Here is a 23790-nt window from a genome sequence, read left to right as displayed (position 1 = left end):
GGACATCTCCATGCATATCTATCACCGCCTGCTCGCCGTCAACGGCATCGAACTCAGCCTCTACAGCGCCGGCCCGGAGCATGGCAAGCCGGTGTGGCTGCTGCATGGCTTTCCCGAATGCTGGTACGCCTGGCACCCGCAGATCGAGGCGCTGGCCGCCGCCGGCTACCGGGTGTTCGCCCCGGAGATGCGCGGCTACGGCGCCAGCAGCGCGCCGGCAGATCCGGCGGCCTATGACCTGCTCACCCTGTGCGGCGATATCCAGGCGGCGATGGACAAGCTCGGCCAGCGCGAGGTGGCGGTGGTCGGCCACGACTGGGGCGCACCAGTGGCCTGGCACCTGGCGCTACTGGAGCCGCAGCGAGTCAAGGCGCTCGGCGCGTTGTCGGTGCCCTTCGGCGGCAGGCCGAAACGCCCGGCCATCGAGATGATGCGCGAAGCCTACGCCGGGCGCTTTCACTACATCCTCTACTTCCAGCAACCGGGGCTGGCCGAGGCCGAGCTGGACGAGGATATCGGCCGTAGCCTGCGCCTGCTGCTAGGCGGCCTCGGCGATGCCTTGCTGGCGACGGACAAGCCGGCCGATGCGCGGCTGTTCGACGGCATGCCGGATGACCTGCCGCTGCCGCCCTGGTGCAACGAGGCGATGTTCGCCCACTACCTGCGCACCTTCGAGCGCCACGGTTTTCGCGGCGCGCTGAACTGGTACCGCAACTTCGAGCGCAACTGGCAACGCAGCGAGCATCTGGCGGGTCTGCAGATCACGCAGCCAACGCTGTTCCTGCTCGGCGAGCACGACCCGGTCGGCCGCTTCGAGGCGCCGACGCTGAAACGCATGGGCGACAAGGTGCCGCACCTGGAACGCCACGACCTGCCCGGCGCCGGCCACTGGCTGCAGGCCGAATGCGGTGAACGGATCAGCGTACTGCTGCTGGATTTCCTAGCGCGAAACTACCGGTAACGGCGAGATGGACAGCGGATTGGGCTGTTTTCCTGGCATCAGGTAAACTGCCGCATCTTTTACACCTATAACGATTCGCCTGATGCCGACCACTTTCCACGAGATCCCCCGCGAGCGCCCGTTGACGCCGCTGCTCGACAGCGCCAACACGCCCGACGAACTGCGCCGCCTGGCCGAAGCGGACCTGGAAACCCTCGCTGACGAACTGCGCCAATACCTGCTCTACAGCGTTGGCCAGAGCGGCGGGCACTTCGGTGCCGGCCTCGGCGTGATCGAGCTGACCATCGCCCTGCATTACGTCTTCGACACCCCCGATGACCGTCTGGTGTGGGACGTCGGCCATCAGGCCTACCCGCACAAGATCCTCACCGGTCGTCGCGAGCGCATGGGCAGCCTGCGCCAGAAGGACGGCCTGGCCGCCTTCCCACGGCGCGTCGAGAGCGAGTACGACACCTTCGGCGTCGGCCACTCCAGCACCAGCATCAGCGCGGCACTGGGCATGGCCATCGCCGCCCGTCTGAAAGGCGAGAAGCGCAAGAGCGTGGCGGTGATCGGCGACGGCGCACTGACCGCCGGCATGGCCTTCGAGGCGCTCAACCACGCCACCGACGTCGGCGCCAACATGCTGGTGATCCTCAACGACAACGACATGTCGATCTCCAAGAATGTCGGCGGCCTGTCCAACTACCTGGCCAAGATCATCTCCAGCCGCACCTACGCCAGCATGCGCGAGGGCAGCAAGAAGATCCTCTCGCGCTTGCCTGGCGCCTGGGAAATAGCGCGCAAGGTCGAGGAGCACGCCAAAGGCATGCTGGTACCCGGCACCCTGTTCGAGGAGCTGGGCTGGAACTACGTCGGCCCCATCGACGGCCACGACCTGCCCACCCTGCTCGCCACCCTGCGCAATATGCGCGACCTCGACGGTCCGCAGTTCCTCCATGTGGTGACCAAGAAGGGCAAGGGCTTCGCCCCGGCCGAGGTCGACCCCATCGGCTACCACGCCATCACCAAGCTGGAGCCGGTAACGCCTGTCGCTGCACCCAAGAAGCTCAGCGGGCCGAAATACTCCAACGTGTTCGGTCAGTGGCTGTGCGACATGGCCGAGCAGGACGCGCGCCTGGTCGGCATTACCCCGGCGATGAAGGAAGGCTCGGATCTGGTGGCGTTCAGCGAGCGCTTCCCCGAGCGCTACTTCGACGTGGCGATTGCCGAGCAGCACGCCGTGACCCTGGCCGCCGGCATGGCCTGCGAAGGTGCCAAACCGGTGGTGGCGATCTACTCCACCTTCCTCCAGCGCGCCTATGACCAACTGATTCACGACGTGGCCGTGCAGCACCTCGACGTGCTGTTCGCCATCGACCGTGCCGGTCTGGTCGGCGAAGACGGTCCGACCCATGCAGGCAGCTTCGACCTGTCTTACCTGCGCTGCATCCCCGGCATGCTGGTGATGACGCCGAGCGACGAGAACGAGATGCGCCGCATGCTCACCACCGGCCACCTGTTCGACGGCCCGGCAGCGGTGCGCTACCCGCGTGGCACCGGCCCCAATGCAGCGCTCGATGCCGGCCTGGAGCCGCTGGAAATTGGCAAGGCGGTGATACGCCGCCAGGGCAAGGACGTCGCCCTGCTGGCCTTCGGCGTGCAACTGGCCGAAGCCCTGCGCGTGGGTGAAACGCTGGATGCCACAGTGGTCGACATGCGCTTCGTCAAACCGCTGGACGAAGCCCTGCTGCGCGAACTGGCAGGTAGCCACACGCTGCTGGTGACCATCGAAGAAAACAGCATCATGGGCGGCGCCGGTAGCGCGGTCAGCGAATTCTTCGCCGCCGAGAACATCCAGATGTCGATGCTGCACCTGGGCCTGCCCGACTACTACGTCGAGCACGCCAAGCCCAGCCAGATGCTCGCCGAGTGCGGTCTCGACGAAGCAGGCATCGAACGCGCGGTACGTGAGCGTCTGAGTTTGCTTCAGGCCTGAGCATGAAGCCCGCTCATCGCTATATGAGCGGCGCTTGCTTGTGATTCATATGCGTGCGCACTAAGGTGCGCGCCATTCATGTTCCGCCAGGGTGCGCTGCGCAAGCAGTGTTAAACGGGAAGTCGGTGCGCTCGTCACGAGCAATGCCGACGCTGCCCCCGCAACGGTAATCGACTGCACGCGCTGAGCGTGCGCCACGTCCAACAGCCACTGGGCTCTGCCTGGGAAGGCGGACGCGGGTCGAGAGCCCGGAGACCGGCCAAGGCGGTGCGACTGGTGTTGCGGAGGGCAGCACGGTCAAGCGCCGTCCTGCGCTTGCGCCTGCCCTCCTCGACCGTCTGCCGCCCGTTGAGGAAAGAAAATGAAACTGTCCCGTCTGGCTCTGGCCATCGCCGTCATGCCAGGTCTCTCGCTGGCCGCCGAGCCCTACGTGGCCGAGCCGCTGGTCGTCACCTCCGGGCGCCTGGCCGAACCGCAAGCGCAGGCTACCGCGGCTACCACGGTGTTCGAGCGGGACGACATCGAACGTCTGCAGGTCAGTAGCGTGCCCGACCTACTCAGCCGCGTGCCCGGTGTGTCTATCGTACAAAGCGGCGGTCGCGGCAGCCTCACCAGTCTGTTCCTACGTGGCGCCAACGCCAACCAGACCCTAGTGCTGGTAGATGGCGTACGTCTGAATGCTGCTGCCAGCGGTCTGGCCCGTCTGGAGTTTCTCAGCCCCGATCAAATCGAGCGTATCGAGGTCGTGCGCGGCGCCCGCTCGGCGCTTTACGGCTCCGACGCCATTGGCGGAGTGGTCCAGATCTTCACTCGGCGCGGCGAGGATCGCCTGCAGCCGCGCCTACGCCTGGCCGCCGGCAGCCAACAGACCTTCGAGCGTAGCCTAGGCATGTCCGGCGGTGACCAGCGCACCCGCTTCGATCTCGGCGCAAGCCTGGTCGAACGCGCCGGCTTCGACCGCTCCCAAGATGGCCGTGGTTACGACAACGACCACGATGGCCTGCGCCGCAAGGCCTTCAACCTAAACCTCGATCATCGCTTCAACGACCGTCTCAAGGGAGGCCTGAGCCTGCTCGAGCAACATGGCGAGAGCGAGTACGACGACCTGTTCAGTTTCGATCCGGGCAACCCCAGCGAACGCTTCAGCGTCTCCAGCATTGCCGGCCATCTCGAAGCGCAACTCGCCAAAGACTGGAGCAGCCGCCTGGAGCTCGGTCATAGCGAGGACAAGAGCGAAAACCGCGACCCGCTGAATGCCGACAACAACTACGCCTACAACACCTACCGCGACAGTGCCGGCTGGCTTAACACTCTGCGGTTTGGTGACGCTCACCAGGTGCTACTTGGCCTCGACTGGTACGAGGACCGCTTGGGTAGCGACAGTGACTTCAGCCAAAGCAAACGCTGGAACCGGGCAGCCTTCGCCCAGCACCGCTATCGCGGCAACGGTTTCGCCACCGAACTGGGCTTGCGCCACGACGACAACCAGCAGTTCGGCAGTGAGAACACCTGGAATGCTGCGCTGAGTCTGGACCTGGCCGAACGCCTGGAGCTAGTGCTGAGCTATGGCGAGGGCTTCCATGCACCGACCTTCAACGACCTCTACTTCCCGACCAGTTCGTTCTACGGTGGTAACCCGGATCTTGCCCCGGAGCGCTCGAAAACCTACGAAGCTCAACTGCGCGGTGATCACATGGATACGCGTTGGAGCCTGTCGGCCTACCGGACCGAGGTTGAGGACCTGATCACAGTAGTCAGCGACCCGGTTACCTTCTTCAGCACGCCAATGAACGTCAACAAGGCGCGCCTGCAGGGCCTGGAGTTGAGTGTCGAACGCGAGCTGCTGGGCTGGCATGTGGCCCTCGGCGCCAGTCTACTCGACCCGCGTGACCGCAGTAGTGGCCATATCCTGCCGCGCCGCGCCAAGCGCAGCCTGAGCCTGGACCTGGATCGTCAGTTCGGCGCGTTCGCCGCCGGCATGACCTGGCAGACATTCTCCGGCCGCTACGATGATGCCGCCAACAACCGCGAGATCGCCGGCTACGGCCTGCTGGGCGTACGCGCGAGCTGGCAGATGGACGAGGAACTGCTTTGGCAGGTCAAGGTCGACAACCTGCTAGACAAGGACTATTCCCAGGCCCTTTACAGTCGACCGGATGATCCGTTCTTCAGCAGCGTGAGCTATTACGGCTACCGCGAAGAAGGCCGCAGCGCAATGCTCTCGCTGACCTGGACGCCGCAACTCTGAGCTTGGTGCGCACGGCGCACCCTACGACCGCTGTAGGGTGCACACAACCTGAGGGGGCTACCGCCCCCCCGCCATCCGCTCACACAACTGTTTGATGGCACCCAGCATCTGCCGGCTGGGCCGCTCCAGGCCCTTGTCCGGCACCGCCCAGACCTGTTTCAGCCGCACGGCATGTAACTGCGGCCAGGCTTGCCAGGCGCTCAGCTCGGCATTGCTGCCGCCGAGTATCACGTCCGGGTCACGCGCCAGCACAGCCTCCACACTGACCTGTGGCGCCGGCTGCGGCAGATCGGCGAACAGGTTGCGCGCGCCGCACACCTGCAAGGCGTCACCTATCAATTGTTCGCCACCGATGGTGTAAAGCGGTTGATGCCAGACCTGATAGAACACCGTCAGGGGATGCTCACGCTGGTAGCGCTGGCGCAGCGCGTGCAGCTCGGCGCGAAACTCAGCCGCCAGCCGCTCGCCCTGCTCCGTCCGGCCCACTCGCTCACCAATATGCACAAAGGCGTCGCCGAGCTGGTCAAGGCGCTGCGGCTCGACGATCAGCAAGTCGATACCGAAACGCTGCAACTGCGCTTGTTGCGCCGGCGGCACGCTGCCAGGTGCGATAAGGATCAGATCCGGCGCCAGTTGCAGCAGTCGCTCGAATTCCAGCTGACCATAACGACCAACAGTGGGCAGGTGCGACAGCGCGGCGGGACGCTCATCGCCTTCGAGCACGCCGACCAGCAGATCAGCAGCATCCAGGTCGAGCATGATTTCACTGAGCGAGGGTGCCAGGCTGATTACCCGTTCGGCAGCTGACAGCGGCAACGCCAGCAGGCAAAGCGCGAGCAGCAGCGTGCGCATCAACCCAACTGGCGGGGTATGCGGTAGAGGCTGTGCAGCACGATGGACGACAGCGCCAGCAGAACCAGCGGGATCGCCTCGAGGCCAGCAAGGACTGCCAACGCGGCGATCCACGCAGGCAGCGCAGCGCCAAGCAGGGCGCGCAGACGCACACGATCCAACTCCAGCCAGGCGGCGGGTTCCTCGTCACTATCGAGGGCTTTCTGGGTGGCGATAAGGGCGTGCTTGTAGGCAGAGAACAGCGGCAGGCTGACGAACATAGAGGCCAGGCCAGCAATGAACATCGGCATGCTCATGACCGTGTGCCCGCCACCGCCGAACAGCAGGTTGAACATGAACAAGGGCGCCAGCGCCACGCCCAGTTGACGCCACCAGGCCAGCGCAAGGCGCCGCTTTACCTGGCCTCGGGTCACAGGCGCTCCTCGGTCTCACCCTGATGCTGGTTGCCCAGCATATGACCGAGCTTGCCGGCCTTGGTGGCGAGGTAGCGCTTGTTGTAGGGGTTGTGTGCAATCTGCAACGGCACACGGTGATCCACGGCGATGCCCATGTCACCCAGCGCCTTGACCTTGCGCGGGTTATTGGTCATCAGCTTGAGGCTGTGAATGCCCAGGTGCTCGAGCATCGGCAGGCAGATGGCGTAATCACGCTGGTCAGCGCCGAAACCCAGGCGCTCGTTGGCTTCCACGGTATCGGCGCCACCGTCCTGGAGCTCATAGGCGCGGATCTTGTTCAGCAGACCAATGCCCCGGCCCTCCTGACGCAGATACAGCAGCACGCCGCGACCTTCGTTGGCGATGGCCTGCAGCGCGGCCTGCAGCTGGGCACCACAGTCACAACGCAGGCTGAACAGCGCGTCGCCGGTCAGGCATTCGGAGTGCAGACGCCCTAGCACCGGTGCACCGTCGGCAACATTGCCGAAGGTCAGGGCGACATGTTCCTTGCCGGTAACCTCATCGAGGAAACCATGCATGGTGAACACACCGAAGGGCGTGGGCAGTTGGGAGGCGGCGACGAACACGACGGACACCGGATACTCCTAGCAATGAGTACGAAACAGGGCCGGCATTGTATCAGCAGCCCCCGCTGGCGGGTCAGTCAGAATTGCCGATCATCAGTATCGAAACGGTCAATGGCAACCTCAAAGCTTGGATTCGAGCACCAGCATGCCTTGTTCTTCGCGCCAGCCCACCCGCCCCATGAAGCTCATGCCGAGCAAGGCTTCGGCGGGCGCGCCACCCTCCAACACCACGGCCTCGACGCCGAGCACCTCGAGATCGCCGACCTTGACCCGGTCAAGCATCACGCGCCAGCCACGAGCGACACCACTGGCGGTGTTGACCTGTAGAGGCCGGCCACTGACTCGATAATCGATACCTAGGCGCCGGGCATGCGCGTCATTAAGAGCCACCGAGGTGGCACCGGTATCCACTAGAAACTGCACCGTCTGGCCGTTGACCGACCCGACGACCCAATAGTGGCCACCAATACCCTTGGCGATACTCAGGCGCTTTCTTACTGGTTCGGCAAAACCGGCACTGTATTCCCGACTCAGTGGATAGGCGCGCTCGACACCCTCGACACGCAGCACCGCCCCCTGCTTGTCGACGCTGACCACCTCTACCCCGCCCGGACCGGTCTGGCCGACCCGCACCAGCTTGCGCTGGCCATCGACATTGACCACCGCAGCGCCGGGAAACAGGCCAACCACCTGAACCTGAGAGGCCGCCCAGCAGGAACTTGCACCCAGCAGCGCCAGCACGGCGAGACAGTAACGAAGCTGCATGTGTGAAAGTCTCCCGGCTTAGTCGAAGGGATAGGGCTGGCGCCAGTGGGCGAAGATCGGTCGCAATTCACCGCTGGCAATCAGTTGCGTCATGCGCCGATCGAAGAGTTCGGCCAGGGCATGCCCACGTGGCGTATCGGCAAAGCCGAGATAGAGCGGCAGTTGCGTGAGATCCGTCGCGCGATACTGCTGCGGCTTACCAGTCAGGCTCAGCACATAGTCGACCTCGGGGCGCGCATCGATATAGAAATCTGCGTGGCCCAGGTCGAGCATGCCGAGGATACCGCTACGCCGCTGCACTTCCCGGTAGTCGTGCACATTCGGCAGATATTCCTCGTAACCGTAGCCCCGCACCCAGACCAGCCGGTACTTGCCCAGGCTGTCGAGGGGCGGCACGGGTTTGTCCTTGAGGCTGAGAGCGACGATCTGATCTCGATCATAGTGATGCGTGGGGTAGAACACCTGCCCCTCGACCTCGTCACGATAGGACCCGACCCAGGCATCGGCCTCGTCACGCTGTACCAACCCGATCGAGCGGGTGTAAGGCACGCTGTGGATGCTCAAACGCACCCCCGCCGGCTCGAACACCTTGCGCATGACGTCCCAGCCCAGGCCGGTACCGTCGGCTTCGGTATAGGCCTCCCAGATCTCACTGGCCAGACGTATTTCACCTGGCAGCTCGCTCTGAGCCTGAGCGCCGCCCAGAGCGCACAGCATCAGCAGCGCGCCCAGCCAGACTTGCCTCATGCGCATGCCCACTCCTTAGAAACCCAGCCCTGCTCCGTAGTTGGCCCACGCCCAGACCAGCCCCTGCATGGCCAACCAGGCGAAGACCCCGGCGATGATGTCATCGAGCATGATGCCAACACCGCCGTGTACGTGGCGATCGATCCAGCGAATCGGCCAGGGCTTGACGATGTCGAACAGACGAAACATGAGAAAGCCTAGCAACAACCAGACCCAACCCTCGGGCACCAGCCAGAGGGTGATCCACATGCCGACCATTTCGTCCCAGACGATACCTTCATGGTCGTGCACGCGTAGGTCGTCGGCGACCTTGCCGCACAGCCAGAAGCCGAACAGCATGGTGACCCCGAGCAGCAGCCAGTAGCCCCAGTCCGGCAGCATCTGCCACAGCGGCACGAACGGCAGCGCCACCAGCGAGCCCCAGGTACCCGGCGCCTTGGGCAGCGTGCCGGAACCGAAGCCGAAGGCGATGAAGTGCCACGGATTGCGCCACACCGAGGGCGGTACGTATTCGGCGGGAACCTGGCTGGGGTGATCGGTCACACGCACTCCGTCCTGTCAGAAATGTTGATCGCCGCCGCGCGGCGGCTCGATTGGCTGGCCGTTGGCATCCAGCAGTTGCACCCCGGTGCCGTTCAGCACACGGCCGATAACTCGGACTTCAGGCCAGTCACGCTGAATGTCGGCGAGCAGCGCTGGCGGTAGGGTAAAGGCCAGGCGGTAATCATCGCCACCACCGAGCGCGCAGACCCGCGCCTGCTCTTCACCGGCAAAGGCGCGCAGCGCTACGGACAGCGGCACGCGCGCCAGCTCAATGCGCAGGGCGACCTGCGAGGCGTTGGCGATATGCCCGCAGTCAGCGAGCAGGCCGTCGGAAATATCCAGTGCTGCCGTGGCTCGGCCGCGCAGTGCCTGCCCCAGGGCCAGTTGCGGTTGCGGCGACCAGTAACGAGCCAGCAAAGGCTCGGCGACTTCAGGCATTGCATCACGCTGGGCTAATACCAGCGGCAGGGCGCCAGCAGCGTCACCCAGCTCGCCACCCACGCACAGCAGATCACCCACCTGCGCACCGCTGCGCAACAGTGCCTGCCCGGCCGGCACACGGCCGAACACGGTCAGCGTCAGGCTCAGCGGGCCACGCGTGGTGTCGCCACCGACCAACGCCAGCGAGCAGTTCTCGGCCATCTGCTGCAGGCCACGCGCGAACTCGGCCAACCAGGTTTCACTGGCGTTCGGCAAGGTAAGCGCGAGAGTAAAGGCCAGCGGCGTAGCGCCCATGGCAGCCAGGTCACTGGCAGAGACGGCCAGCGCACGCTGACCGAGAAGAAAGGCATCGCAGGCGTCGGGAAAGTGAACCCCGGCAACCAGCGTATCGGTGGACACCGCCAACTGCTCACCCGCTGGCAACGCCAGCAGGGCGCAGTCATCGCCGATACCGCTAACCACGCCGTCACCACCCTGAGCGCAACGGGCGGCGGCGAAATAGCGACGGATCAGCTCGAACTCATTCACGGGCAAGCAACGATCTGCTGCGCGTCGGCCTTGCTGCGTTAAAAGCAGACTCGGAATGCTCATGTGCTACAGCACACTGCGCTTCCTCGACTGCTTTTGCCTTGCACGGCTCTAGCTCGCAAGATCGTGAATCAAGCATCCCCATAGGCCTCAACGTTTGTTGGCGTTGACTTCGGCCGCACGCAGCTTGGGCGCGAGCTTGTCGAGGATGCCGTTGACGAACTTGTGCCCGTCAGTGGCACCGAACACCTTGGCCAGCTCGATACCTTCGTTGATCACTACCTTGTAGGGCACATCAACGCGGTTCTTCAGCTCGTAGGTGGACAGGCGCAGGATGGCCAGCTCGACCGGATCGATCTCTTCCAGCGGGCGATCGAGCAGCGGCGTGAAGGCCTCGTCCAGCTCGGTCTTCTGTCGCGGCACGCCGTGCAGAATTTCGTGGAAGTAAGCGCCATCGACCTTGCTGAAATCGTTGTCGACACGAAACTGCGCTTCGATCTCGTTCAGCGGCTGCCCGGCAATGTGCCAGGAATACAGCGCCTGCATGGCCAGGGTACGGGCCTCACGGCGTGCGAGAATCTTGCCGCTGGGCCCCTTCTTGGCCGGCTGGCCGTTACCGGAGTTGCTCACTTGGCCTCCAACTGCGCCAGCAGGCTGACCATTTCCAGGGCAGACAGCGCAGCTTCGGCACCCTTGTTACCTGCCTTGGTGCCGGAACGTTCGATGGCTTGCTCGATGGAGTCGACAGTCAGCACGCCGAAGGCGACCGGTACGCCATATTCCATGGAGACCTGGGCCAGACCCTTGGTGCACTCGCCGGCGACGTATTCGAAGTGCGGGGTGCCGCCACGGATGACCGCGCCGAGGGCGATGATCGCCGCGTATTCACCACGCTGAGCCACCTTCTGGGTGACCAGAGGAATCTCGAAAGCACCCGGTGCACGGATGATGGTGATCTCGCTCTCGCTCACGCCGTGGCGTACCAGGGCGTCGACGGCGCCACTGACCAGGCTCTCGACGACGAAGCTGTTGAAACGGCCTACCACCAGGGCGTATTTGCCCTTCGGGGCGATGAAGGTACCTTCGATGGTCTTCAGGGTCATGACAGGTCTCACATGGGTTAAAGAGCCGGAGCGCCTTGCGCTCCGAAAATAAAATTCGTGCTCAGCGTAGCCCGGATGCAATCCGGGGCCACTGTGCCGATCTTCCCGGATTTCATCCGGGCTACGTGCTTTAGCTCCCCTCTCCCACTTGTGGGAGAGGGGCCGGGGGAAAGGGTTAGGCGTTGGCCATAACACCCTCTCCCGCCCTCCGGGCACCCTCGGCTTTGGCATCCTGCGTCGCCCTACCTCCTGCATCCATGCAGTCGTCTCCCAGAGGGAGAGGGTCATCAGCTTTGGCCCTTCGGGCCGCTTTTAATCAGCCGGCAGGTATTCTACAACTTCGAGATCGAAGCCGGATATCGCGTTGAACTTCATCGGCGAGCTCATCAGGCGCATCTTGCGCACGCCGAGGTCGCGCAGAATCTGCGAGCCCGCGCCTACGGTGCTGTAGGTCGCCGGTTTGGCTGGCTGCTGGCGGCTGATCAGTGCCAGCAGCTCCGGCCCGGTCAGCGGATTGCCGAGCAGCAGCACCACGCCGCTACCGGCCTTGGCCACTTCCGCCATGGCAGCACGCATGCTCCAGCGGCCCGGCTGATTGACCATGAACAGGTCGCGCAGCGGGTCCATGTTGTGCACGCGCACCAGGGTCGGCTCTTCGGCGCAGATGGTGCCCAGGGTCAGCGCCATGTGCGCGGTGTCCTCGACGCCGTCACGGTAGGTCACCAGATTGAACTGACCCAACTCGGTGTCCAGCGGCTGCTCGCTGATGCGCTCGACGGTACGCTCGTGGATCAGGCGGTAGTGGATCAGGTCGGCAATGGTGCCGATCTTCAGGCCGTGCAGCTCGGCGAAGGCCTCCAGCTCCGGACGACGGGCCATGGTGCCGTCGTCGTTCATGATCTCGCAGATCACCCCGCTCGGCTCGAAACCACCCATACGCGCCAGGTCGCAGGCCGCTTCGGTGTGGCCGGCACGGGCCAGCACGCCGCCGGGCTGGGCCATCAGCGGGAAGATGTGGCCAGGGCTGACGATATCCTCGGCCACCGCATTGCGCGCTACTGCAGCCTGCACGGTGCGTGCGCGGTCGGCAGCGGAGATGCCGGTGGTCACACCTTCGGCCGCCTCGATGGAGACGGTGAACTTGGTGCCGAAACCGGAACCGTTGCGCGGCGCCATCAGCGGCAGCTTGAGCAGCTCACAGCGCTCACGGGTCATGGGCATGCAGATCAGGCCACGGGCGAAGCGGGCCATGAAGTTGATGTGCTCGGCGGTGACGCATTCGGAGGCGATGATGATGTCGCCTTCGTTCTCGCGGTCTTCGTCATCCATGAGGATGACCATCTTGCCGGCGCGGATGTCTTCGATCAGTTCTTCAGCGGTATTGAGCGCCATCGGGGCGTCTCCTCAATTCTTCAGGTAGCCGTGTTCGGCGAGAAAGCTTTCGGTGAGGCCCGAGGCCTTGGGCTCTGCAGCCTTGTCGCCGAGCAGCAGGCGCTCCAGGTAACGCGCCAGCAGGTCGACCTCGAGGTTGACCTTACGCCCGGCCTGATAGTCGACCATGATGGTCTCGGCCAGGGTGTGCGGCACGATGGTCAGCTCGAATTCGGCGCCATTGACCGCGTTGACGGTCAGGCTGGTGCCATCGACGGTGATCGAACCCTTGTGCGCGATGTACTTGGCCAGCTCGCGCGGGGCGCGCACCGTGAACTGCACGGCGCGGGCGTTATCGGCGCGCGAGACGATCTCGCCGACACCGTCTACGTGACCGCTGACCAGATGGCCGCCGAGGCGACTGGTGGGCGTCAGGGCCGTTTCCAGATTGACGGCGCTGCCGGGCTTGAGGTCGACGAAGGCGGTGCGCGCCAGCGTCTCGCGGCTGACGTCGGCCCAGAAGCCGTCGCCGGGCAATTCCACAGCGGTCAGGCAGATGCCGTTGACGGCGATGCTATCGCCGAGCTTGACGTCGCCCAGGTCGAGTTTTCCGGTGGCCACGTAAACGCGCACGTCGCCGCCTTTCGGCGTCATGGCGCGGATACTGCCGATGGCTTCGATTATGCCGGTGAACATAAGCCCTCCGGTTTCACGTTGAAGGTGGTGCTGAACAGCATGGACGAACTCCTGTTTTGGTCAAAAACAGGGCAATGCCGATCGATAGGGATTTCGCGGACACGCACGAGGCGCCCGTGGAGGGAATCCCGCTCTCTCTTTATCCGGACTATACCGTCGGCCCCGGAATCACACCGGGTCTGCTGGACCTCGCCTGGCAGGTGCCGGGGCGAGCGCTCGCGGGCTAGGTTCTACGAACCATCACCGCCGGTGGGGAATTTCGCCCCGCCCTGAGAACGTTGCGGCCATGTGAAATGACCGCGTGGCGTTTTATCACATTTATCGCCGCGACGCATGGCCCGTGCGCTATCTGGCCTTGGGCACCGCGGTGATCTGCCAGTCGTCGCCGACGGCGCGAATATCGAGAATCTGCAACTCCGGCGCTTCGACCATGCGGTTGAGCGGCAATTCGAACAGCGGCCGGGCACTGGAGCCGAGCAGCTTGGGCGCGACGAAGATGCGGTACTCGTCCACCAAGCCAGAACGGGCGAAGGCGCCGGCCAGACGCGGCCCGGCTTCCACCAGCACTTCGTTGACGCCACGGCCGGCCAGCTCCAGCAGCAACTTGCGCAAGTCGACGTGACCATTGCTGCCCGGCACGGCGAGCAGTTCGTGACCATCGGCCAGATAGCGATCACGGGCGGCGGCAGCCGCACAGGTGGCCACCAGCGCCGGACCGGCCTGGAAGAAGGCTTTGCTCAGCGGCACGCGTAGACGACCATCGACCAACACCCGCAGCGGTGGTCGCGAAGCAGCCATGAAAGTGGCTTCGACCCCCAATCCCAGCTCGTCGGGACGTACCGTCAGCCGGGCATCGTCCGCCAGCACGGTGTCGGCACCACTGAGCACCACGCTGGACTGCGCGCGTAAACGCTGCACCTCCGCGCGCGCCGCCGGGCCAGTGATCCACTGGCTCTCACCGCTGGCCATGGCAGTGCGGCCATCCAGGCTCATCGCCGACTTGACCCGCACAAACGGCAGCCCGCTCTCCATCCGCTTGATGAAACCGGCATTGAGCGCTCGCGCCTCGCTTTCCAGCACGCCACTGGCCACCTCGATACCGGCTTGGGCCAGGCGCAGCAGGCCACTGCCGGCCACCTGCGGGTTGGGGTCCTGCATCGCTGCAACGACGCGGCTGACACCGGCGGCAACCAGCGCATCGGCGCAGGGCGGCGTGCGCCCATGATGGCTGCAGGGCTCCAGTGTCACGTACGCCGTGGCGCCACGCGCCTTGTCGCCGGCCTGGCGCAGTGCGTGCACCTCGGCGTGCGGCTCACCGGCACGGGCATGCCAGCCTTCGCCGACGATCTCGCCATCACGCACGATGACGCAGCCGACTCGTGGATTGGGATGGGTGGAGTACAGGCCTTTGCGCGCCAGCCGCAGGGCGCGCGCCATGAAGAATTGGTCGCGTTCGCTCATCGGCTTTTCGACGGCTCGCGGGCCAGGCGTTCGATTTCCTCGCGGAATTCGTTGAGGTCCTGGAAGCGGCGGTAGACCGAGGCGAAGCGGATATAGGCCACCTCGTCGAGCTTGCTCAGTTCGGTCATCACCAACTCACCCAGCACCAGCGACTTCACCTCGCGCTCACCAGTGGCGCGCAGCTGCTGCTTGATACGGGCGATGGCTTCCTCCAGGCGCTCGACGCTCACCGGGCGTTTTTCCAGCGCACGCTGCATGCCGGCGCGCAGCTTTTCTTCGTCGAAAGGCTGGCGGCTGCCGTCCTGCTTGATCAGGCGCGGCATCACCAGTTCGGCGGTTTCGAAGGTGGTGAAGCGCTCACCGCAGGCCACGCATTCGCGGCGGCGGCGGACCTGGTCGCCCTCGGCGACCAGACGGGAATCGATGACCTTGGTGTCGTTGGCAGCGCAGAACGGACAATGCATGGTGAGGGCTGACGAATGGCGGCAAAGTCGCCATGGTAGCGCATAGCACGCCATTGAAAAATGTAAGGAGCCTTGAGATCGCCTGCTTACGGCGGCAAGACAAATTAAGCTATGCCCATGCCCCTCCAAGAGCAGAACCTGCCATGAATCGATATCTGCCCCTCCTACCCATTGCCCTGAGCGGCCTACTTGCTGCCTGCGCCGGCGAGCCCACGAGCACTGCGCCGCCACCCACTCCAGCACCTGCACAGGCAGAACTCATCGCAGCACCGATCCAGGGCCCAGGCCTGCGCGGCGAATTGCTTGGCGTCGCCGCAGGCGCCGATGTCGACCTCGCATTATTGGGCGTAGACATGCGCGGTCGCCCGCGTGCGTTGCTTGGCCAGGTTCATCTGCGTGGCGACGGCGAAGCGCTGCCGTTCCATCTGCCACTGAACACGCAGCAGGCGCCTCAGGACCTGCGCCTGGAACTGCGCGGCCGCGTCAGTCAATCCGGACGCCTGGTGCAGCGCTTGCCGGCACGCACCATCGCCGAACTGAACGACCAGGACCTTGGCGCGCTGCATCTGGTGCCGGCGCCATGAAACCACCCGCACCGCTGCAGCATGCGCTCAGCGAATTGCTCGGCGATGCCCGCCTGGTGGCCGAAACACTGCCAGGTACCGATATCGCCCTGTGGCTGATCGATGCCAGCAACATGGAGCGCGCTTTCAACCCCGAGGAGACCAGGCGCATCCTCGAAGAGCCGCCCTACTGGTGCTTCTGCTGGGCCAGCGGCCTGGTGCTGGCACGCTGGCTGGCCGAGCGCCCCGAGTGGGTACGCGGCAAGCGCGTGCTGGATTTCGGCGCTGGCTCCGGCGTAGCGGCCATTGCCGCGGCCAAGGCGGGTGCGGCAGAAGTGGTGGCCTGCGACCTCGACCCACTGGCGCTGGCCGCCAGCCGCGCCAACGCCGCACTCAACGGTGTGACGCTGAACTACTCGGACGATTTCTTCGCCGAAGCGGATCGCTACGACCTGATTCTGGTCGCCGACGTGCTCTACGATCGCGCCAATCTGCCGCTGCTCGACCACTTTCTCAGCCGCGGGCGTCAGGCCCTGGTGGCCGATTCACGGGTCAAGGATTTCCAGCATCCGCTGTACCAGCGCCTGGCACTGCTGGACGGCTGCACCTGGCCAGACCTGGCCGAGCCCGCCGAATTCCGCGAGGTCAGCCTGTATCACGCCGTGCGCCCCTTGTAACCGTGCGGCAGTGCCCGCATTAATAGACCATTGCCCTGTTTTTCGAGACCGACCATGAGCGACTCCCCCTACATCTTCGACATCTCCGGCGCCGCCAATTTCGAGCAACTGGTGATCGAGAATTCCTTCCACAAACCGGTGCTGGTGGACTTCTGGGCCGAGTGGTGCGCACCGTGCAAGGCGCTGATGCCAATGCTGGCGAAGATCACCGAGGAATATGCCGGTGAGCTGCTGCTGGCCAAGGTCAACTGCGATATCGAGCAGGACATCGTCATGCGTTTCGGCATTCGCAGCCTGCCCACCGTGGTGTTGTTCAAGGACGGTCAGCCGGTGGATGGCTTCGCCGGCGCCCAGCCGGAAGCGGCGATCCGCGAGATGCTCAAGCCTCATGTCGCCGAACCGGCGCCTACCGCCGCCGACCCGATGGAGGCCGCTCAGGCGCTGTTCGCCGAAGGCCGTTTTGCCGACACCGAAGCACTGCTCAAACAGGTGCTGACCGAAGACAACGAAAATGCTGCCGCGCTGATCCTCTACGCGCGCTGCCTGGCCGAGCGCGGCGAGTTGGGCGAAGCGGAAACCGTGCTCAACGCCGTCAAGGGTGACGAGCACAAGCAGGCGCTGGCCGGCGCCAAGGCGCAATTGACCTTCCTGCGTCAGGCCGCCGACCTGCCAGACGCCGCCACGCTGAAAAGCCGCCTGGCGCAGAACGCAGAGGATGACGAGGCGCTGTATCAACTGGCCGTGCAGCAACTGGCGCGCCAGCAGTACGAAGCGGCGCTGGACGGCCTGCTCAAGCTGTTCGTGCGTAACCGCAGCTACAGCGAAGGCCTGCCGCACAAGACTCTGCTGCAAGTGTTCGACCTGCTCGGCGGCGATCACCCGCTGGTCACCACTTACCGCCGCAAGCTGTATCAGGCGATCTACTGATCCAGCGTGGGATCGCGCTCGCCGTAGGGCGCGCCTTGCGCACCGAGTACTCGCCAGATCAAGCAGGTGATGTTCGGTGCGCGCGGCGCACCCTACGACGACACAGATAAGGCTCCGGCCTGACACGGATGGCCTTTGTAGGGTGTCGCGGGGCCGCCTAGGCCGCGCGCACCTCCGATGAAACCGCTCATGTTTCGCTGCTCACAGCAGAGCTGTCCCACGACACCCTGAGCGACTACTCCTGCCAGTGATAGATCGGCGCATCCGCGCCGGTTTCCATGCGGATCTGCTCGCAATGACGCAGACGCACCAGCAAACGCTTGCCAGCGACCTCGCCACCTGCCAGCGCGGCTAGCTGCGTCATCAGTTTCGGTCCTTCCACTTGCCCTGCATCGCGCACCAGTTGCAGCGCGGTCTGCCACAGCGCATCACCCGCGTCAGCTGCGGCAGTCGCTGCCGCTACGCTGGGTGTCGGCGTAACGGCCACGTGCTGTGCCAGTTGCGCCCAGTCCTCAGCATCCAGCTCCACCGTCAGATCCACCGGCCAGTCGCCGATGCGCCCACGTATTCGCACCATGTTCAGCCTCCAGTCAGGATCTTGCATGCTCCCATGACAGCGTCAGACTGGCCAGTTCGCCACGAAAGTTGTTATAACGTAACAATTAACTCGCGCCCAAGCTGGAGACACCCATGCGCCACCTGCTGCTCGCCCTGCCCTTCGCCCTGCTGCCCCTGGTCGCCGCCCAGGCCCATGAACACGGTCATGATCACGACCACGAACATTCCCACGACAGCCTGGGTGCCCACGAACACGGCGTCGCCAGCCTCAACGCAGCGCTGGACGGCAACCTGCTGGAGCTGCAGCTCGAAAGCCCGGCAATGAACCTGGTAGGCTTCGAGCATGCCGCCAAGAGCGATGCCGACAAGGCCAAGGTCGCCGCCGCCAAGCGTGAACTGGAGCAGCCCATCAGCCTGTTCGCCCTGAACAGCGGCGATTGCAAGGCCACCCAGGTCGAACTGGAAAGCCCACTGTTCGGCGACGCTGACCACGACCACGATCACGATCACGATCACGATCACGATCATGAAGGTGAGCACAGCGACATCCAGGCGCACTATCGCTTCGAATGCGCCAAGGCCAACGAATTGAAACAGTTGGATCTCGCCGAACTGTTCAAACGCTTCCCCGCCACCGAGAAGATTCAGGTACAACTGATCGGCCCGAATGGTCAGCAGGGCGTGGAACTGACGCCAGCACAGCCACGCTTGAGCTTCTGACCTGCCACGTCTCATTGCCGGAGTGAGCGCCCCTCGCTCCGGCAATAAACGCCTTCTCCCGACACGCTGCAGACAATGACCGAACCTCTGATCGAACTCGCCAATCTCGGCTTCGCCTGGCCCGGCCAGGCGCAGCTGCTGGATATCCCCGCCTTCACCCTGGCACGCGGTGAAACCCTGTTTCTCAAAGGCCCAAGTGGCAGCGGCAAAACCACCTTGCTCGGCCTGCTAGGCGGCGTACAACGTGCGCAAAGCGGCCATATCCGCCTGCTCGGCCAGGACCTCGGCCAACTCTCCGCCGGTGCCCGCGACCGTTTTCGCGTCGACCACACTGGCTACATCTTCCAGCAGTTCAACCTGCTGCCATTTCTTTCTGTGCGCGAGAACGTCGAGCTGCCCTGCCGCTTCTCGCGCCGGCGCGCCGACCGCGCGCGCCAGCGTCACGGCAGCGTCGATGCCGCCGCAGCAGCGCTGCTCGACCATCTCGGCCTGCGCGCCGACCTACTCGGCCGTCGCGCCGACGAACTGTCCATCGGCCAGCAACAGCGGGTCGCTGCCGCGCGCGCACTGATCGGCCAGCCAGAGCTGGTGATCGCCGACGAGCCGACCTCGGCGCTGGACTTCGACGCCCGCGAGGCCTTCCTGCAGTTGCTCTTCGCCGAATGTCGCGCTGCCGGCGCCAGCCTGCTGTTCGTCAGCCACGATCAGAGCCTGGCTTCGCTGTTCGACCGCAACCTTTCACTGGCCGAACTCAACCGCGCCACGCGCCCTCAGGAGGCCTGAGATGCATCTGATCCGCATCGCCCTGGCCAGCCTGGCCAACCGCCGTTTCACCGCCTTGCTCACGGTATTCGCCATCGCCCTTTCGGTCTGCCTGCTGCTGGCCGTGGAGCGTGTACGTACCGAAGCCCGCGCCAGCTTCGCCAACACCATCAGTGGCACCGACCTGATCGTCGGCGCCCGCTCCGGCAGCGTGAACCTGCTGCTGTACTCGGTGTTCCGCATCGGCAATGCCACCAACAACATCCGCTGGGACAGTTTCGAGCACTTCGCCAACCACCGTCAGGTGAAGTGGGCCATCCCCATTTCTCTCGGCGACTCACACCGCGGCTACCGGGTGATGGGCACCAGCACCGCCTACTTCGAGCACTATCGTTACGCCCGCAGCCAGGCCCTGAAGTTGGCCCAGGGCCGCGAGTTTGCCGACGATCCGTTCGAGGTAGTACTCGGCGCGGAAGTGGCCCAGGCGCTGGGCTACGGCCTCGGCGAGAACATCGTTCTGGCACACGGCGTCGCCACCATCAGCCTGGTCAAGCACGACGACAAGCCGTTCACCGTGGTCGGCATCCTCGAGCGCACCGGCACACCAGTCGACCGCACGCTGCACATTTCCCTGGCCGGCATGGAGGCGCTGCACATCGACTGGCAAAACGGCATGCCGGCACGCGGCGCGGCGCAGATCAGCGCGGATCAGGTGCGAGAGTGGGCAAGCGCCTGTTCACAAGCGTCGCGAGCGCAGACGGGGCAAGGCGAAAGCGGGCGAGGAAGCGCAGTTGAGTCGAGTCTCAATGAGCATTCCGAGCCCGCTTTCAACGCAGCAGCGTCAAGCGCAGTAGCTTGTGGACAGGCGCTGCAGCCCAAGCAGATCACTGCCTTCATGCTAGGTCTCAACAGCAAGATCGCCACCTTCAGCCTGCAACGCGAGATCAACGAGTTTCGTGGTGAACCGCTGCTGGCGATCCTGCCAGGCGTCGCCCTGCAGGAGCTGTGGAGCCTGATGGGTACGGCCGAAAAAGCACTGTTCGTGGTCTCGCTGTTCGTCGTGCTGACCGGCCTGATCGGCATGCTCACAGCGATCCTCACCAGCCTCAACGAGCGCCGCCGGGAGATGGCCATTCTGCGCTCGGTAGGCGCCCGCCCCTGGCATATCGCCAGTCTGCTGGTGCTGGAGGCCTTCACTCTGGCGCTTGCCGGCGTGGCGTTCGGTGTCGCGCTGCTCTATCTGGGCATCGCCGGCAGTCAGGGTTTCGTTCAGGCCAATTACGGCCTGTATCTGGCACTCAATGCGCCGTCGAGTTACGAATGGAAACTACTTGGTTGCATTCTCGCCGCAGCCGTGGCGATGGGTAGCGTGCCGGCCTGGCGGGCCTATCGGCAGTCGTTGGCCGATGGCCTGTCGATCAGGCTCTGAGGGAAACTTGAGAGCGCCTGTCGTACACTGCGCAGGCGCTCTTATTACGAGGTTCCTCATGTCCCGCCCCCTGCTCGCCACTCTGCTGCTGACCCTGGCACTGCCGCTGGCCGCCGCTGATGTGCGCGAACTCACCTGGTCCGAGCTGATTCCATCGGACGCTCCGCCGCAGGTCATCAACCCAGCGCCGATCCACGACCTCTCGCAATTGGCCGACGCCCTGGCCGAATCTGGCCCGGCCGCCATGCAGCAATCGCCGGCCGCGCCAGTGGTCAAGGAGCTCAATGGTCAGCAGGTGAAGCTGCCCGGTTATATCGTGCCGCTGGATGTGACTGACGAAGGCCGGGTGGTGGAGTTTTTGCTGGTGCCCTACTTCGGCGCCTGCATTCACGTACCACCACCGCCCTCGAACCAGATCGTCCACGTCACCAGCGAGCTCGGCGTATTGCTCGACGCGTTGTACCAACCGTTCTGGGTGGAAGGCCCGCTGAAAACCGAACATGTCAGCAGCGAGCTGGCCGAAGTTGGTTATCAGATGGAAGCGGACAAGATCTACGCCTACGAATTGCCGGATAGCTGACCCTGCCGGGCATTCGTAGGTGTAGCTGTAGGAGCGGCTTCAGCCGCGAAAAGATTCGCGGATAAATCGGAACACCGCCCGCCGCGCCTACAACAAAAAAAGCCAGACCCTGGAGTCTGGCTTTTTACTTGGTGCGCGCGGCGCACCCTACAGGCGGCGGTCACCCAAGTAGGGTGCGCCGCGCGCACCGAACACGACTCAACTGCGACTGGCGACCCGGTTCTCCCGCTCGAAGCGCAGCTCGCTTTCCGCCCACTGCCGCCAGGAGCGCACCTTGGCCCGCTCGGCACCGCCACGTTCGGCGCGCGCCAGCGCATCCAGCCCTGCCTGCCAGCGCGACTGCTCAAGCTCCAGCTGAGCGACGTACAGCCAGTGCTTACCGTTGCCACTACGCTCGGCCAACGGGCGCAGCACCCGCACCGCAGCAGAGCGATCACGCGCCTGCCACCAGAACAGCCCCAGGCGCTCCTGGCGCGCGGCGGTGTTGGCCAGCAGACCACTGTCGAGCATCCCGGCGAGCAGCTTGGCGCCCTGCCAGGGCTGATCCGCAGCGCCAGCCAGCAGCACCAGGTTGTCCAGCTCGGATTCGCTAAAACGCAGGCCCTTGCTATGCGCCGCACGCAGGGTCGCCAGCGCCTTGTCATTACTACCGGCCATCTGCTGCAGGCCAGCCAGCTGACGCCAGCCTTTGGCATCGTTCGGCTGGCGCGACAGCAACTGACGCTGCCAGCGCTCGGCCTGGGCATAACGTTTCAGGTCGGCATTGGCACCCACCAGAAACTGCAGCCAGATGTCGGCGGCGTTGGGATTGGCCTGCACGTATCGCTCGGCCAACGGCAACGCCTTGGCCGGCTGGTTCATGCCCTGATAGGCCTGCACCAGCATTTGCAGCACCTCCTCTGAGGCATGGCCCTGATTCGGCGCCAGCAGCTCGACGACCTTGGCGTAACGACGCTCGCCCAGATTGAGCTTGGCCAGGTTGAGCCGCTCGCCAGCCAGCATTTCGGCGTCGAGCTTGCCGCTGCGCACAGCCTTGTCCAGCCAGTCGATGGCCTGGCCATTGTTGCCGGCAGACCAGGCCACGTAGGCCTTGCTACGCCACACCAGCGCCTCCTCAAGGCTGTCGCTCTTGACCTTGGCCTCATCAAGCGCGCGCCGGGCGGCGGCGTAGTCACCTTTCTGCTGCGCCGCCTGCGCCGCATTCAGGGCCTTGAACACGGCCGGATCGACGGTCTGCTGGGCCATGCCAGGCATGGCCGCAGCACTGAGCATCACGAGCAACAACCAACGGTACATGGTCAGCTCCTTTCCAGACGGAAGTAGAGGGTTTTCACCGCTTCGCGGTCCACCGCCAGGCCACCCTCGGTGCGTGGTGCGAAGCGCCAGCGAGAGGCGGCACGGCGCGCTTCGCGCTCGAACACGTTACGCGGGTTGGCCTCCAGCACGCGGATGTTCTCCACGTTGCCGGAACGATTGATGGTGAAAGCCAGTTTGACGAAACCTTCGATACCACGCTGCAACGCATAACGCGGGTATTCCGGACGCACGTCGTTGAGCGGCATGACTTCGCTCTCCATCCCGCCCATCTGCCCGCCGGACTCGGCTGCCTCGCTCGGCGGCGTCGGTGCCGGAGCCCCCGGTGCAAGACCGGATAGACTCGGTGCAGGCGCGCTGTTGACAGCAATACCGCTGGCCAGGCTCGGCAGCTGGATATCCAGCGCCGGCAGGTTGGCATTCGGCGTGGCCGTTTGCGGCGTCGGCGGCGTGGGTGGCTGCGGCGTTTGCGGCTGAGGTGGCGGTGGTGCCTGCTGACGGGTGCGGCTGGCGGTCTCGCTGGCGTTACCGTCCATGCGCACGAAATTGGCCACGCTGACCGGGTCCTGACTCACCTTGGCGCTCGGTGGCGCGACCATGTACAGCATCAGGGCGAACAGCCCCAAGGCCATCAGGCAGGCGCCGAGAAAAGACAGCGGCAGGCGCATCAGTTGACTCCGCTACCGGCGGCCAGAGCGACATCCTGCACACCGGCCAGACGCGCCTGATCCATCACCTGAACCACCAGGCCGGTACGCGCATCCTGATCGGCCTGCACCACCACGGCGCCATCCGGCTGATCAACGCGCATGCGCTCGACGTGAGCGCGCACGCTGCGGATGTCCACGGGTTGCTTGTCCATCCAGATCTGCCCATCGGCGGTGACGGCGATAAGGATATTGCCCTTGTCCTGCGGGCTGGCGGTTTCCGCCTGCGGGCGCTGCACTTCGACGCCAGACTCACGAATGAAGGAGCTGGTGACGATGAAGAAGATCAGCATGATGAAGACCACGTCGAGCATCGGCGTGAGGTCGATGCCGGTGTCTTCGTCCTGCTGGTGGTGACGACGCATTCTCATGTT

At 64.6% G+C, this 23790-nt stretch carries 27 protein-coding genes and 2 riboswitches; of the genes, 10 read left to right on the top strand and 17 right to left on the bottom strand.

Features of this window, described 5'->3' with window-relative positions; translation table 11 throughout:
* Positions 1-10: 10 nt before the first annotated feature.
* From EGJ86_RS12615 to EGJ86_RS12605, 3 genes are all read left to right on the top strand, one after another.
* On the top strand, positions 11-961 hold the full coding sequence (locus EGJ86_RS12615; RefSeq protein ID WP_125835308.1) for an alpha/beta fold hydrolase: 951 nt from the start codon (positions 11-13) through the stop codon (positions 959-961).
* Positions 962-1043: 82 nt separating this feature from the next.
* Positions 1044-2939: a 1-deoxy-D-xylulose-5-phosphate synthase gene (dxs, locus tag EGJ86_RS12610; RefSeq protein ID WP_125835307.1), complete on the top strand. Its 1896-nt coding sequence runs from the start codon at positions 1044-1046 to the stop codon at positions 2937-2939.
* A 72-nt stretch (positions 2940-3011) separates the two neighbouring features.
* A riboswitch (cobalamin riboswitch) is annotated at positions 3012-3218 on the top strand.
* A gap of 82 nt (positions 3219-3300) precedes the next feature.
* Positions 3301-5187 carry a TonB-dependent receptor domain-containing protein gene (locus EGJ86_RS12605; RefSeq protein ID WP_125835306.1) on the top strand — a complete coding sequence of 629 codons (1887 nt, stop codon included), beginning with the start codon at positions 3301-3303 and terminating at the stop codon, positions 5185-5187.
* Between the two features lie 57 nt (positions 5188-5244).
* Here EGJ86_RS12605 and EGJ86_RS12600 read toward each other — a convergent pair whose 3' ends face one another.
* The 13 genes from EGJ86_RS12600 to nrdR all read right to left on the bottom strand — a co-directional run bounded on the left by EGJ86_RS12600 (position 5245) and on the right by nrdR (position 15179).
* Positions 5245-6039 carry a cobalamin-binding protein gene (locus tag EGJ86_RS12600; RefSeq protein WP_125835305.1) on the bottom strand — a complete coding sequence of 265 codons (795 nt, stop codon included), beginning with the start codon at positions 6037-6039 and terminating at the stop codon, positions 5245-5247.
* Positions 6039-6452, bottom strand: coding sequence for an MFS transporter (locus EGJ86_RS12595; RefSeq protein ID WP_090337664.1), 414 nt, complete (start codon positions 6450-6452; stop codon positions 6039-6041). Before EGJ86_RS12595 ends, EGJ86_RS12600 begins: the two co-directional genes overlap by 1 nt.
* Positions 6449-7069: a GTP cyclohydrolase II gene (ribA, locus tag EGJ86_RS12590; RefSeq protein ID WP_099526297.1), complete on the bottom strand. Its 621-nt coding sequence runs from the start codon at positions 7067-7069 to the stop codon at positions 6449-6451. Before ribA ends, EGJ86_RS12595 begins: the two co-directional genes overlap by 4 nt.
* A 111-nt stretch (positions 7070-7180) precedes the next feature.
* Positions 7181-7825: a TIGR02281 family clan AA aspartic protease gene (locus EGJ86_RS12585; protein ID WP_125835304.1), complete on the bottom strand. Its 645-nt coding sequence runs from the start codon at positions 7823-7825 to the stop codon at positions 7181-7183.
* 18 nt (positions 7826-7843) lie between these two features.
* Positions 7844-8578 carry an ABC transporter substrate-binding protein gene (locus EGJ86_RS12580; RefSeq protein WP_125835303.1) on the bottom strand — a complete coding sequence of 245 codons (735 nt, stop codon included), beginning with the start codon at positions 8576-8578 and terminating at the stop codon, positions 7844-7846.
* A 9-nt stretch (positions 8579-8587) separates the two neighbouring features.
* The gene (locus EGJ86_RS12575) at positions 8588-9115 is read right to left on the bottom strand and encodes a phosphatidylglycerophosphatase A (RefSeq protein ID WP_125835302.1); all 528 of its coding nucleotides are present in this window, start codon (positions 9113-9115) and stop codon (positions 8588-8590) included.
* 15 nt (positions 9116-9130) lie between these two features.
* On the bottom strand, positions 9131-10084 hold the full coding sequence (gene thiL / locus EGJ86_RS12570; protein WP_125835323.1) for a thiamine-phosphate kinase: 954 nt from the start codon (positions 10082-10084) through the stop codon (positions 9131-9133).
* Between the two features lie 150 nt (positions 10085-10234).
* A complete protein-coding gene (gene nusB / locus EGJ86_RS12565; RefSeq protein WP_003463208.1) occupies positions 10235-10714 on the bottom strand; it encodes a transcription antitermination factor NusB in 480 nt (159 codons plus the stop codon).
* Positions 10711-11187, bottom strand: coding sequence for a 6,7-dimethyl-8-ribityllumazine synthase (gene ribE, locus EGJ86_RS12560; protein WP_064495009.1), 477 nt, complete (start codon positions 11185-11187; stop codon positions 10711-10713). The genes nusB and ribE overlap by 4 nt, the downstream gene beginning before the upstream one ends.
* A gap of 312 nt (positions 11188-11499) precedes the next feature.
* The gene (gene ribBA, locus EGJ86_RS12555) at positions 11500-12579 is read right to left on the bottom strand and encodes a bifunctional 3,4-dihydroxy-2-butanone-4-phosphate synthase/GTP cyclohydrolase II (RefSeq protein WP_125835301.1); all 1080 of its coding nucleotides are present in this window, start codon (positions 12577-12579) and stop codon (positions 11500-11502) included.
* Between the two features lie 12 nt (positions 12580-12591).
* On the bottom strand, positions 12592-13254 hold the full coding sequence (locus tag EGJ86_RS12550; protein WP_125835300.1) for a riboflavin synthase: 663 nt from the start codon (positions 13252-13254) through the stop codon (positions 12592-12594).
* Positions 13255-13380: 126 nt separating this feature from the next.
* Positions 13381-13535: riboswitch (FMN riboswitch) on the bottom strand.
* Positions 13536-13599: 64 nt separating this feature from the next.
* Positions 13600-14715, bottom strand: coding sequence for a bifunctional diaminohydroxyphosphoribosylaminopyrimidine deaminase/5-amino-6-(5-phosphoribosylamino)uracil reductase RibD (ribD, locus tag EGJ86_RS12545; RefSeq protein ID WP_125835299.1), 1116 nt, complete (start codon positions 14713-14715; stop codon positions 13600-13602).
* Complete coding sequence (nrdR, locus tag EGJ86_RS12540) at positions 14712-15179, bottom strand: transcriptional regulator NrdR (protein ID WP_003243991.1); 468 nt, start codon at positions 15177-15179, stop codon at positions 14712-14714. Before nrdR ends, ribD begins: the two co-directional genes overlap by 4 nt.
* A gap of 143 nt (positions 15180-15322) precedes the next feature.
* Here nrdR and EGJ86_RS12535 point away from each other — a divergent pair, with 143 nt between their 5' ends.
* From EGJ86_RS12535 to trxA, 3 genes are read left to right on the top strand one after another with little or no spacing between them, the layout of a single operon-like run.
* Positions 15323-15763, top strand: a complete 441-nt coding sequence (locus EGJ86_RS12535; RefSeq protein WP_125835298.1) for a hypothetical protein — start codon at positions 15323-15325, stop codon at positions 15761-15763.
* Positions 15760-16419 (top strand): methyltransferase, encoded by a 660-nt coding sequence (locus tag EGJ86_RS12530; RefSeq protein WP_064495013.1) that lies wholly within the window; start codon positions 15760-15762, stop codon positions 16417-16419. Before EGJ86_RS12535 ends, EGJ86_RS12530 begins: the two co-directional genes overlap by 4 nt.
* A 54-nt stretch (positions 16420-16473) precedes the next feature.
* Positions 16474-17346, top strand: coding sequence for a thioredoxin (gene trxA, locus EGJ86_RS12525; RefSeq protein WP_125835297.1), 873 nt, complete (start codon positions 16474-16476; stop codon positions 17344-17346).
* 235 nt (positions 17347-17581) lie between these two features.
* On the opposite strand, the gene EGJ86_RS12520 is transcribed toward trxA, so the two are convergent.
* Entirely contained in the window at positions 17582-17923 is a 342-nt protein-coding gene (locus EGJ86_RS12520) for a hypothetical protein (RefSeq protein WP_125835296.1), read from the bottom strand.
* Between the two features lie 113 nt (positions 17924-18036).
* Between EGJ86_RS12520 and EGJ86_RS12515 the strand changes: the two genes are divergently transcribed.
* From EGJ86_RS12515 to EGJ86_RS12500, 4 genes are all read left to right on the top strand, one after another.
* Positions 18037-18624 carry a DUF2796 domain-containing protein gene (locus tag EGJ86_RS12515; RefSeq protein ID WP_125835295.1) on the top strand — a complete coding sequence of 196 codons (588 nt, stop codon included), beginning with the start codon at positions 18037-18039 and terminating at the stop codon, positions 18622-18624.
* A gap of 75 nt (positions 18625-18699) precedes the next feature.
* Positions 18700-19407: an ABC transporter ATP-binding protein gene (locus EGJ86_RS12510; protein ID WP_125835294.1), complete on the top strand. Its 708-nt coding sequence runs from the start codon at positions 18700-18702 to the stop codon at positions 19405-19407.
* A 1-nt stretch (position 19408) separates the two neighbouring features.
* On the top strand, positions 19409-20815 hold the full coding sequence (locus EGJ86_RS12505; protein ID WP_125835293.1) for an FtsX-like permease family protein: 1407 nt from the start codon (positions 19409-19411) through the stop codon (positions 20813-20815).
* 58 nt (positions 20816-20873) lie between these two features.
* On the top strand, positions 20874-21395 hold the full coding sequence (locus EGJ86_RS12500; RefSeq protein ID WP_099526283.1) for a DUF3299 domain-containing protein: 522 nt from the start codon (positions 20874-20876) through the stop codon (positions 21393-21395).
* Positions 21396-21593: 198 nt separating this feature from the next.
* On the opposite strand, the gene EGJ86_RS12495 is transcribed toward EGJ86_RS12500, so the two are convergent.
* Genes EGJ86_RS12495 through EGJ86_RS12485 form a run of 3 tightly spaced genes read right to left on the bottom strand, consistent with a single transcriptional unit; the run spans position 21594 to position 23787 of the window.
* A complete protein-coding gene (locus tag EGJ86_RS12495) occupies positions 21594-22691 on the bottom strand; it encodes a tetratricopeptide repeat protein (RefSeq protein WP_125835292.1) in 1098 nt (365 codons plus the stop codon).
* Positions 22692-22693: 2 nt separating this feature from the next.
* Positions 22694-23377 carry an energy transducer TonB gene (locus EGJ86_RS12490; RefSeq protein WP_125835291.1) on the bottom strand — a complete coding sequence of 228 codons (684 nt, stop codon included), beginning with the start codon at positions 23375-23377 and terminating at the stop codon, positions 22694-22696.
* Positions 23377-23787 carry a biopolymer transporter ExbD gene (locus EGJ86_RS12485; protein WP_003463247.1) on the bottom strand — a complete coding sequence of 137 codons (411 nt, stop codon included), beginning with the start codon at positions 23785-23787 and terminating at the stop codon, positions 23377-23379. Before EGJ86_RS12485 ends, EGJ86_RS12490 begins: the two co-directional genes overlap by 1 nt.
* Positions 23788-23790 lie beyond the last annotated feature (3 nt).

This window comes from Pseudomonas sp. o96-267 (assembly GCF_003935465.1).
Classification (GTDB): Bacteria; Pseudomonadota; Gammaproteobacteria; order Pseudomonadales; family Pseudomonadaceae; genus Aquipseudomonas; species Aquipseudomonas sediminis.
The sequence above is the reverse complement of the archived record's forward strand: the minus strand, read 5'-3'. Positions and strand labels throughout refer to the sequence as shown.

Bases quoted from the DNA above. Each gene is read 5' to 3' on its own strand.
- EGJ86_RS12535 (WP_125835298.1), top strand. From the start codon at position 15,323: ATGAATCGATATCTGCCCCTCCTACCCATTGCCCTGAGCGGCCTACTT.
- EGJ86_RS12550 (WP_125835300.1), bottom strand. From the start codon at position 13,254: ATGTTCACCGGCATAATCGAAGCCATCGGCAGTATCCGCGCCATGACG.
- EGJ86_RS12490 (WP_125835291.1), bottom strand. From the start codon at position 23,377: ATGCGCCTGCCGCTGTCTTTTCTCGGCGCCTGCCTGATGGCCTTGGGG.
- EGJ86_RS12515 (WP_125835295.1), top strand. From the start codon at position 18,037: ATGCGCCACCTGCTGCTCGCCCTGCCCTTCGCCCTGCTGCCCCTGGTC.
- EGJ86_RS12600 (WP_125835305.1), bottom strand. From the start codon at position 6,039: ATGCGCACGCTGCTGCTCGCGCTTTGCCTGCTGGCGTTGCCGCTGTCA.
- EGJ86_RS12510 (WP_125835294.1), top strand. From the start codon at position 18,700: ATGACCGAACCTCTGATCGAACTCGCCAATCTCGGCTTCGCCTGGCCC.
- EGJ86_RS12530 (WP_064495013.1), top strand. From the start codon at position 15,760: ATGAAACCACCCGCACCGCTGCAGCATGCGCTCAGCGAATTGCTCGGC.
- EGJ86_RS12605 (WP_125835306.1), top strand. From the start codon at position 3,301: ATGAAACTGTCCCGTCTGGCTCTGGCCATCGCCGTCATGCCAGGTCTC.
- EGJ86_RS12615 (WP_125835308.1), top strand. From the start codon at position 11: ATGCATATCTATCACCGCCTGCTCGCCGTCAACGGCATCGAACTCAGC.
- dxs (WP_125835307.1), top strand. From the start codon at position 1,044: ATGCCGACCACTTTCCACGAGATCCCCCGCGAGCGCCCGTTGACGCCG.
- nrdR (WP_003243991.1), bottom strand. From the start codon at position 15,179: ATGCATTGTCCGTTCTGCGCTGCCAACGACACCAAGGTCATCGATTCC.
- trxA (WP_125835297.1), top strand. From the start codon at position 16,474: ATGAGCGACTCCCCCTACATCTTCGACATCTCCGGCGCCGCCAATTTC.
- EGJ86_RS12580 (WP_125835303.1), bottom strand. From the start codon at position 8,578: ATGCGCATGAGGCAAGTCTGGCTGGGCGCGCTGCTGATGCTGTGCGCT.
- EGJ86_RS12585 (WP_125835304.1), bottom strand. From the start codon at position 7,825: ATGCAGCTTCGTTACTGTCTCGCCGTGCTGGCGCTGCTGGGTGCAAGT.
- ribE (WP_064495009.1), bottom strand. From the start codon at position 11,187: ATGACCCTGAAGACCATCGAAGGTACCTTCATCGCCCCGAAGGGCAAA.
- EGJ86_RS12500 (WP_099526283.1), top strand. From the start codon at position 20,874: ATGTCCCGCCCCCTGCTCGCCACTCTGCTGCTGACCCTGGCACTGCCG.
- ribD (WP_125835299.1), bottom strand. From the start codon at position 14,715: ATGAGCGAACGCGACCAATTCTTCATGGCGCGCGCCCTGCGGCTGGCG.
- EGJ86_RS12520 (WP_125835296.1), bottom strand. From the start codon at position 17,923: ATGGTGCGAATACGTGGGCGCATCGGCGACTGGCCGGTGGATCTGACG.
- EGJ86_RS12485 (WP_003463247.1), bottom strand. From the start codon at position 23,787: ATGAGAATGCGTCGTCACCACCAGCAGGACGAAGACACCGGCATCGAC.
- EGJ86_RS12505 (WP_125835293.1), top strand. From the start codon at position 19,409: ATGCATCTGATCCGCATCGCCCTGGCCAGCCTGGCCAACCGCCGTTTC.
- ribBA (WP_125835301.1), bottom strand. From the start codon at position 12,579: ATGGCGCTCAATACCGCTGAAGAACTGATCGAAGACATCCGCGCCGGC.
- EGJ86_RS12495 (WP_125835292.1), bottom strand. From the start codon at position 22,691: ATGTACCGTTGGTTGTTGCTCGTGATGCTCAGTGCTGCGGCCATGCCT.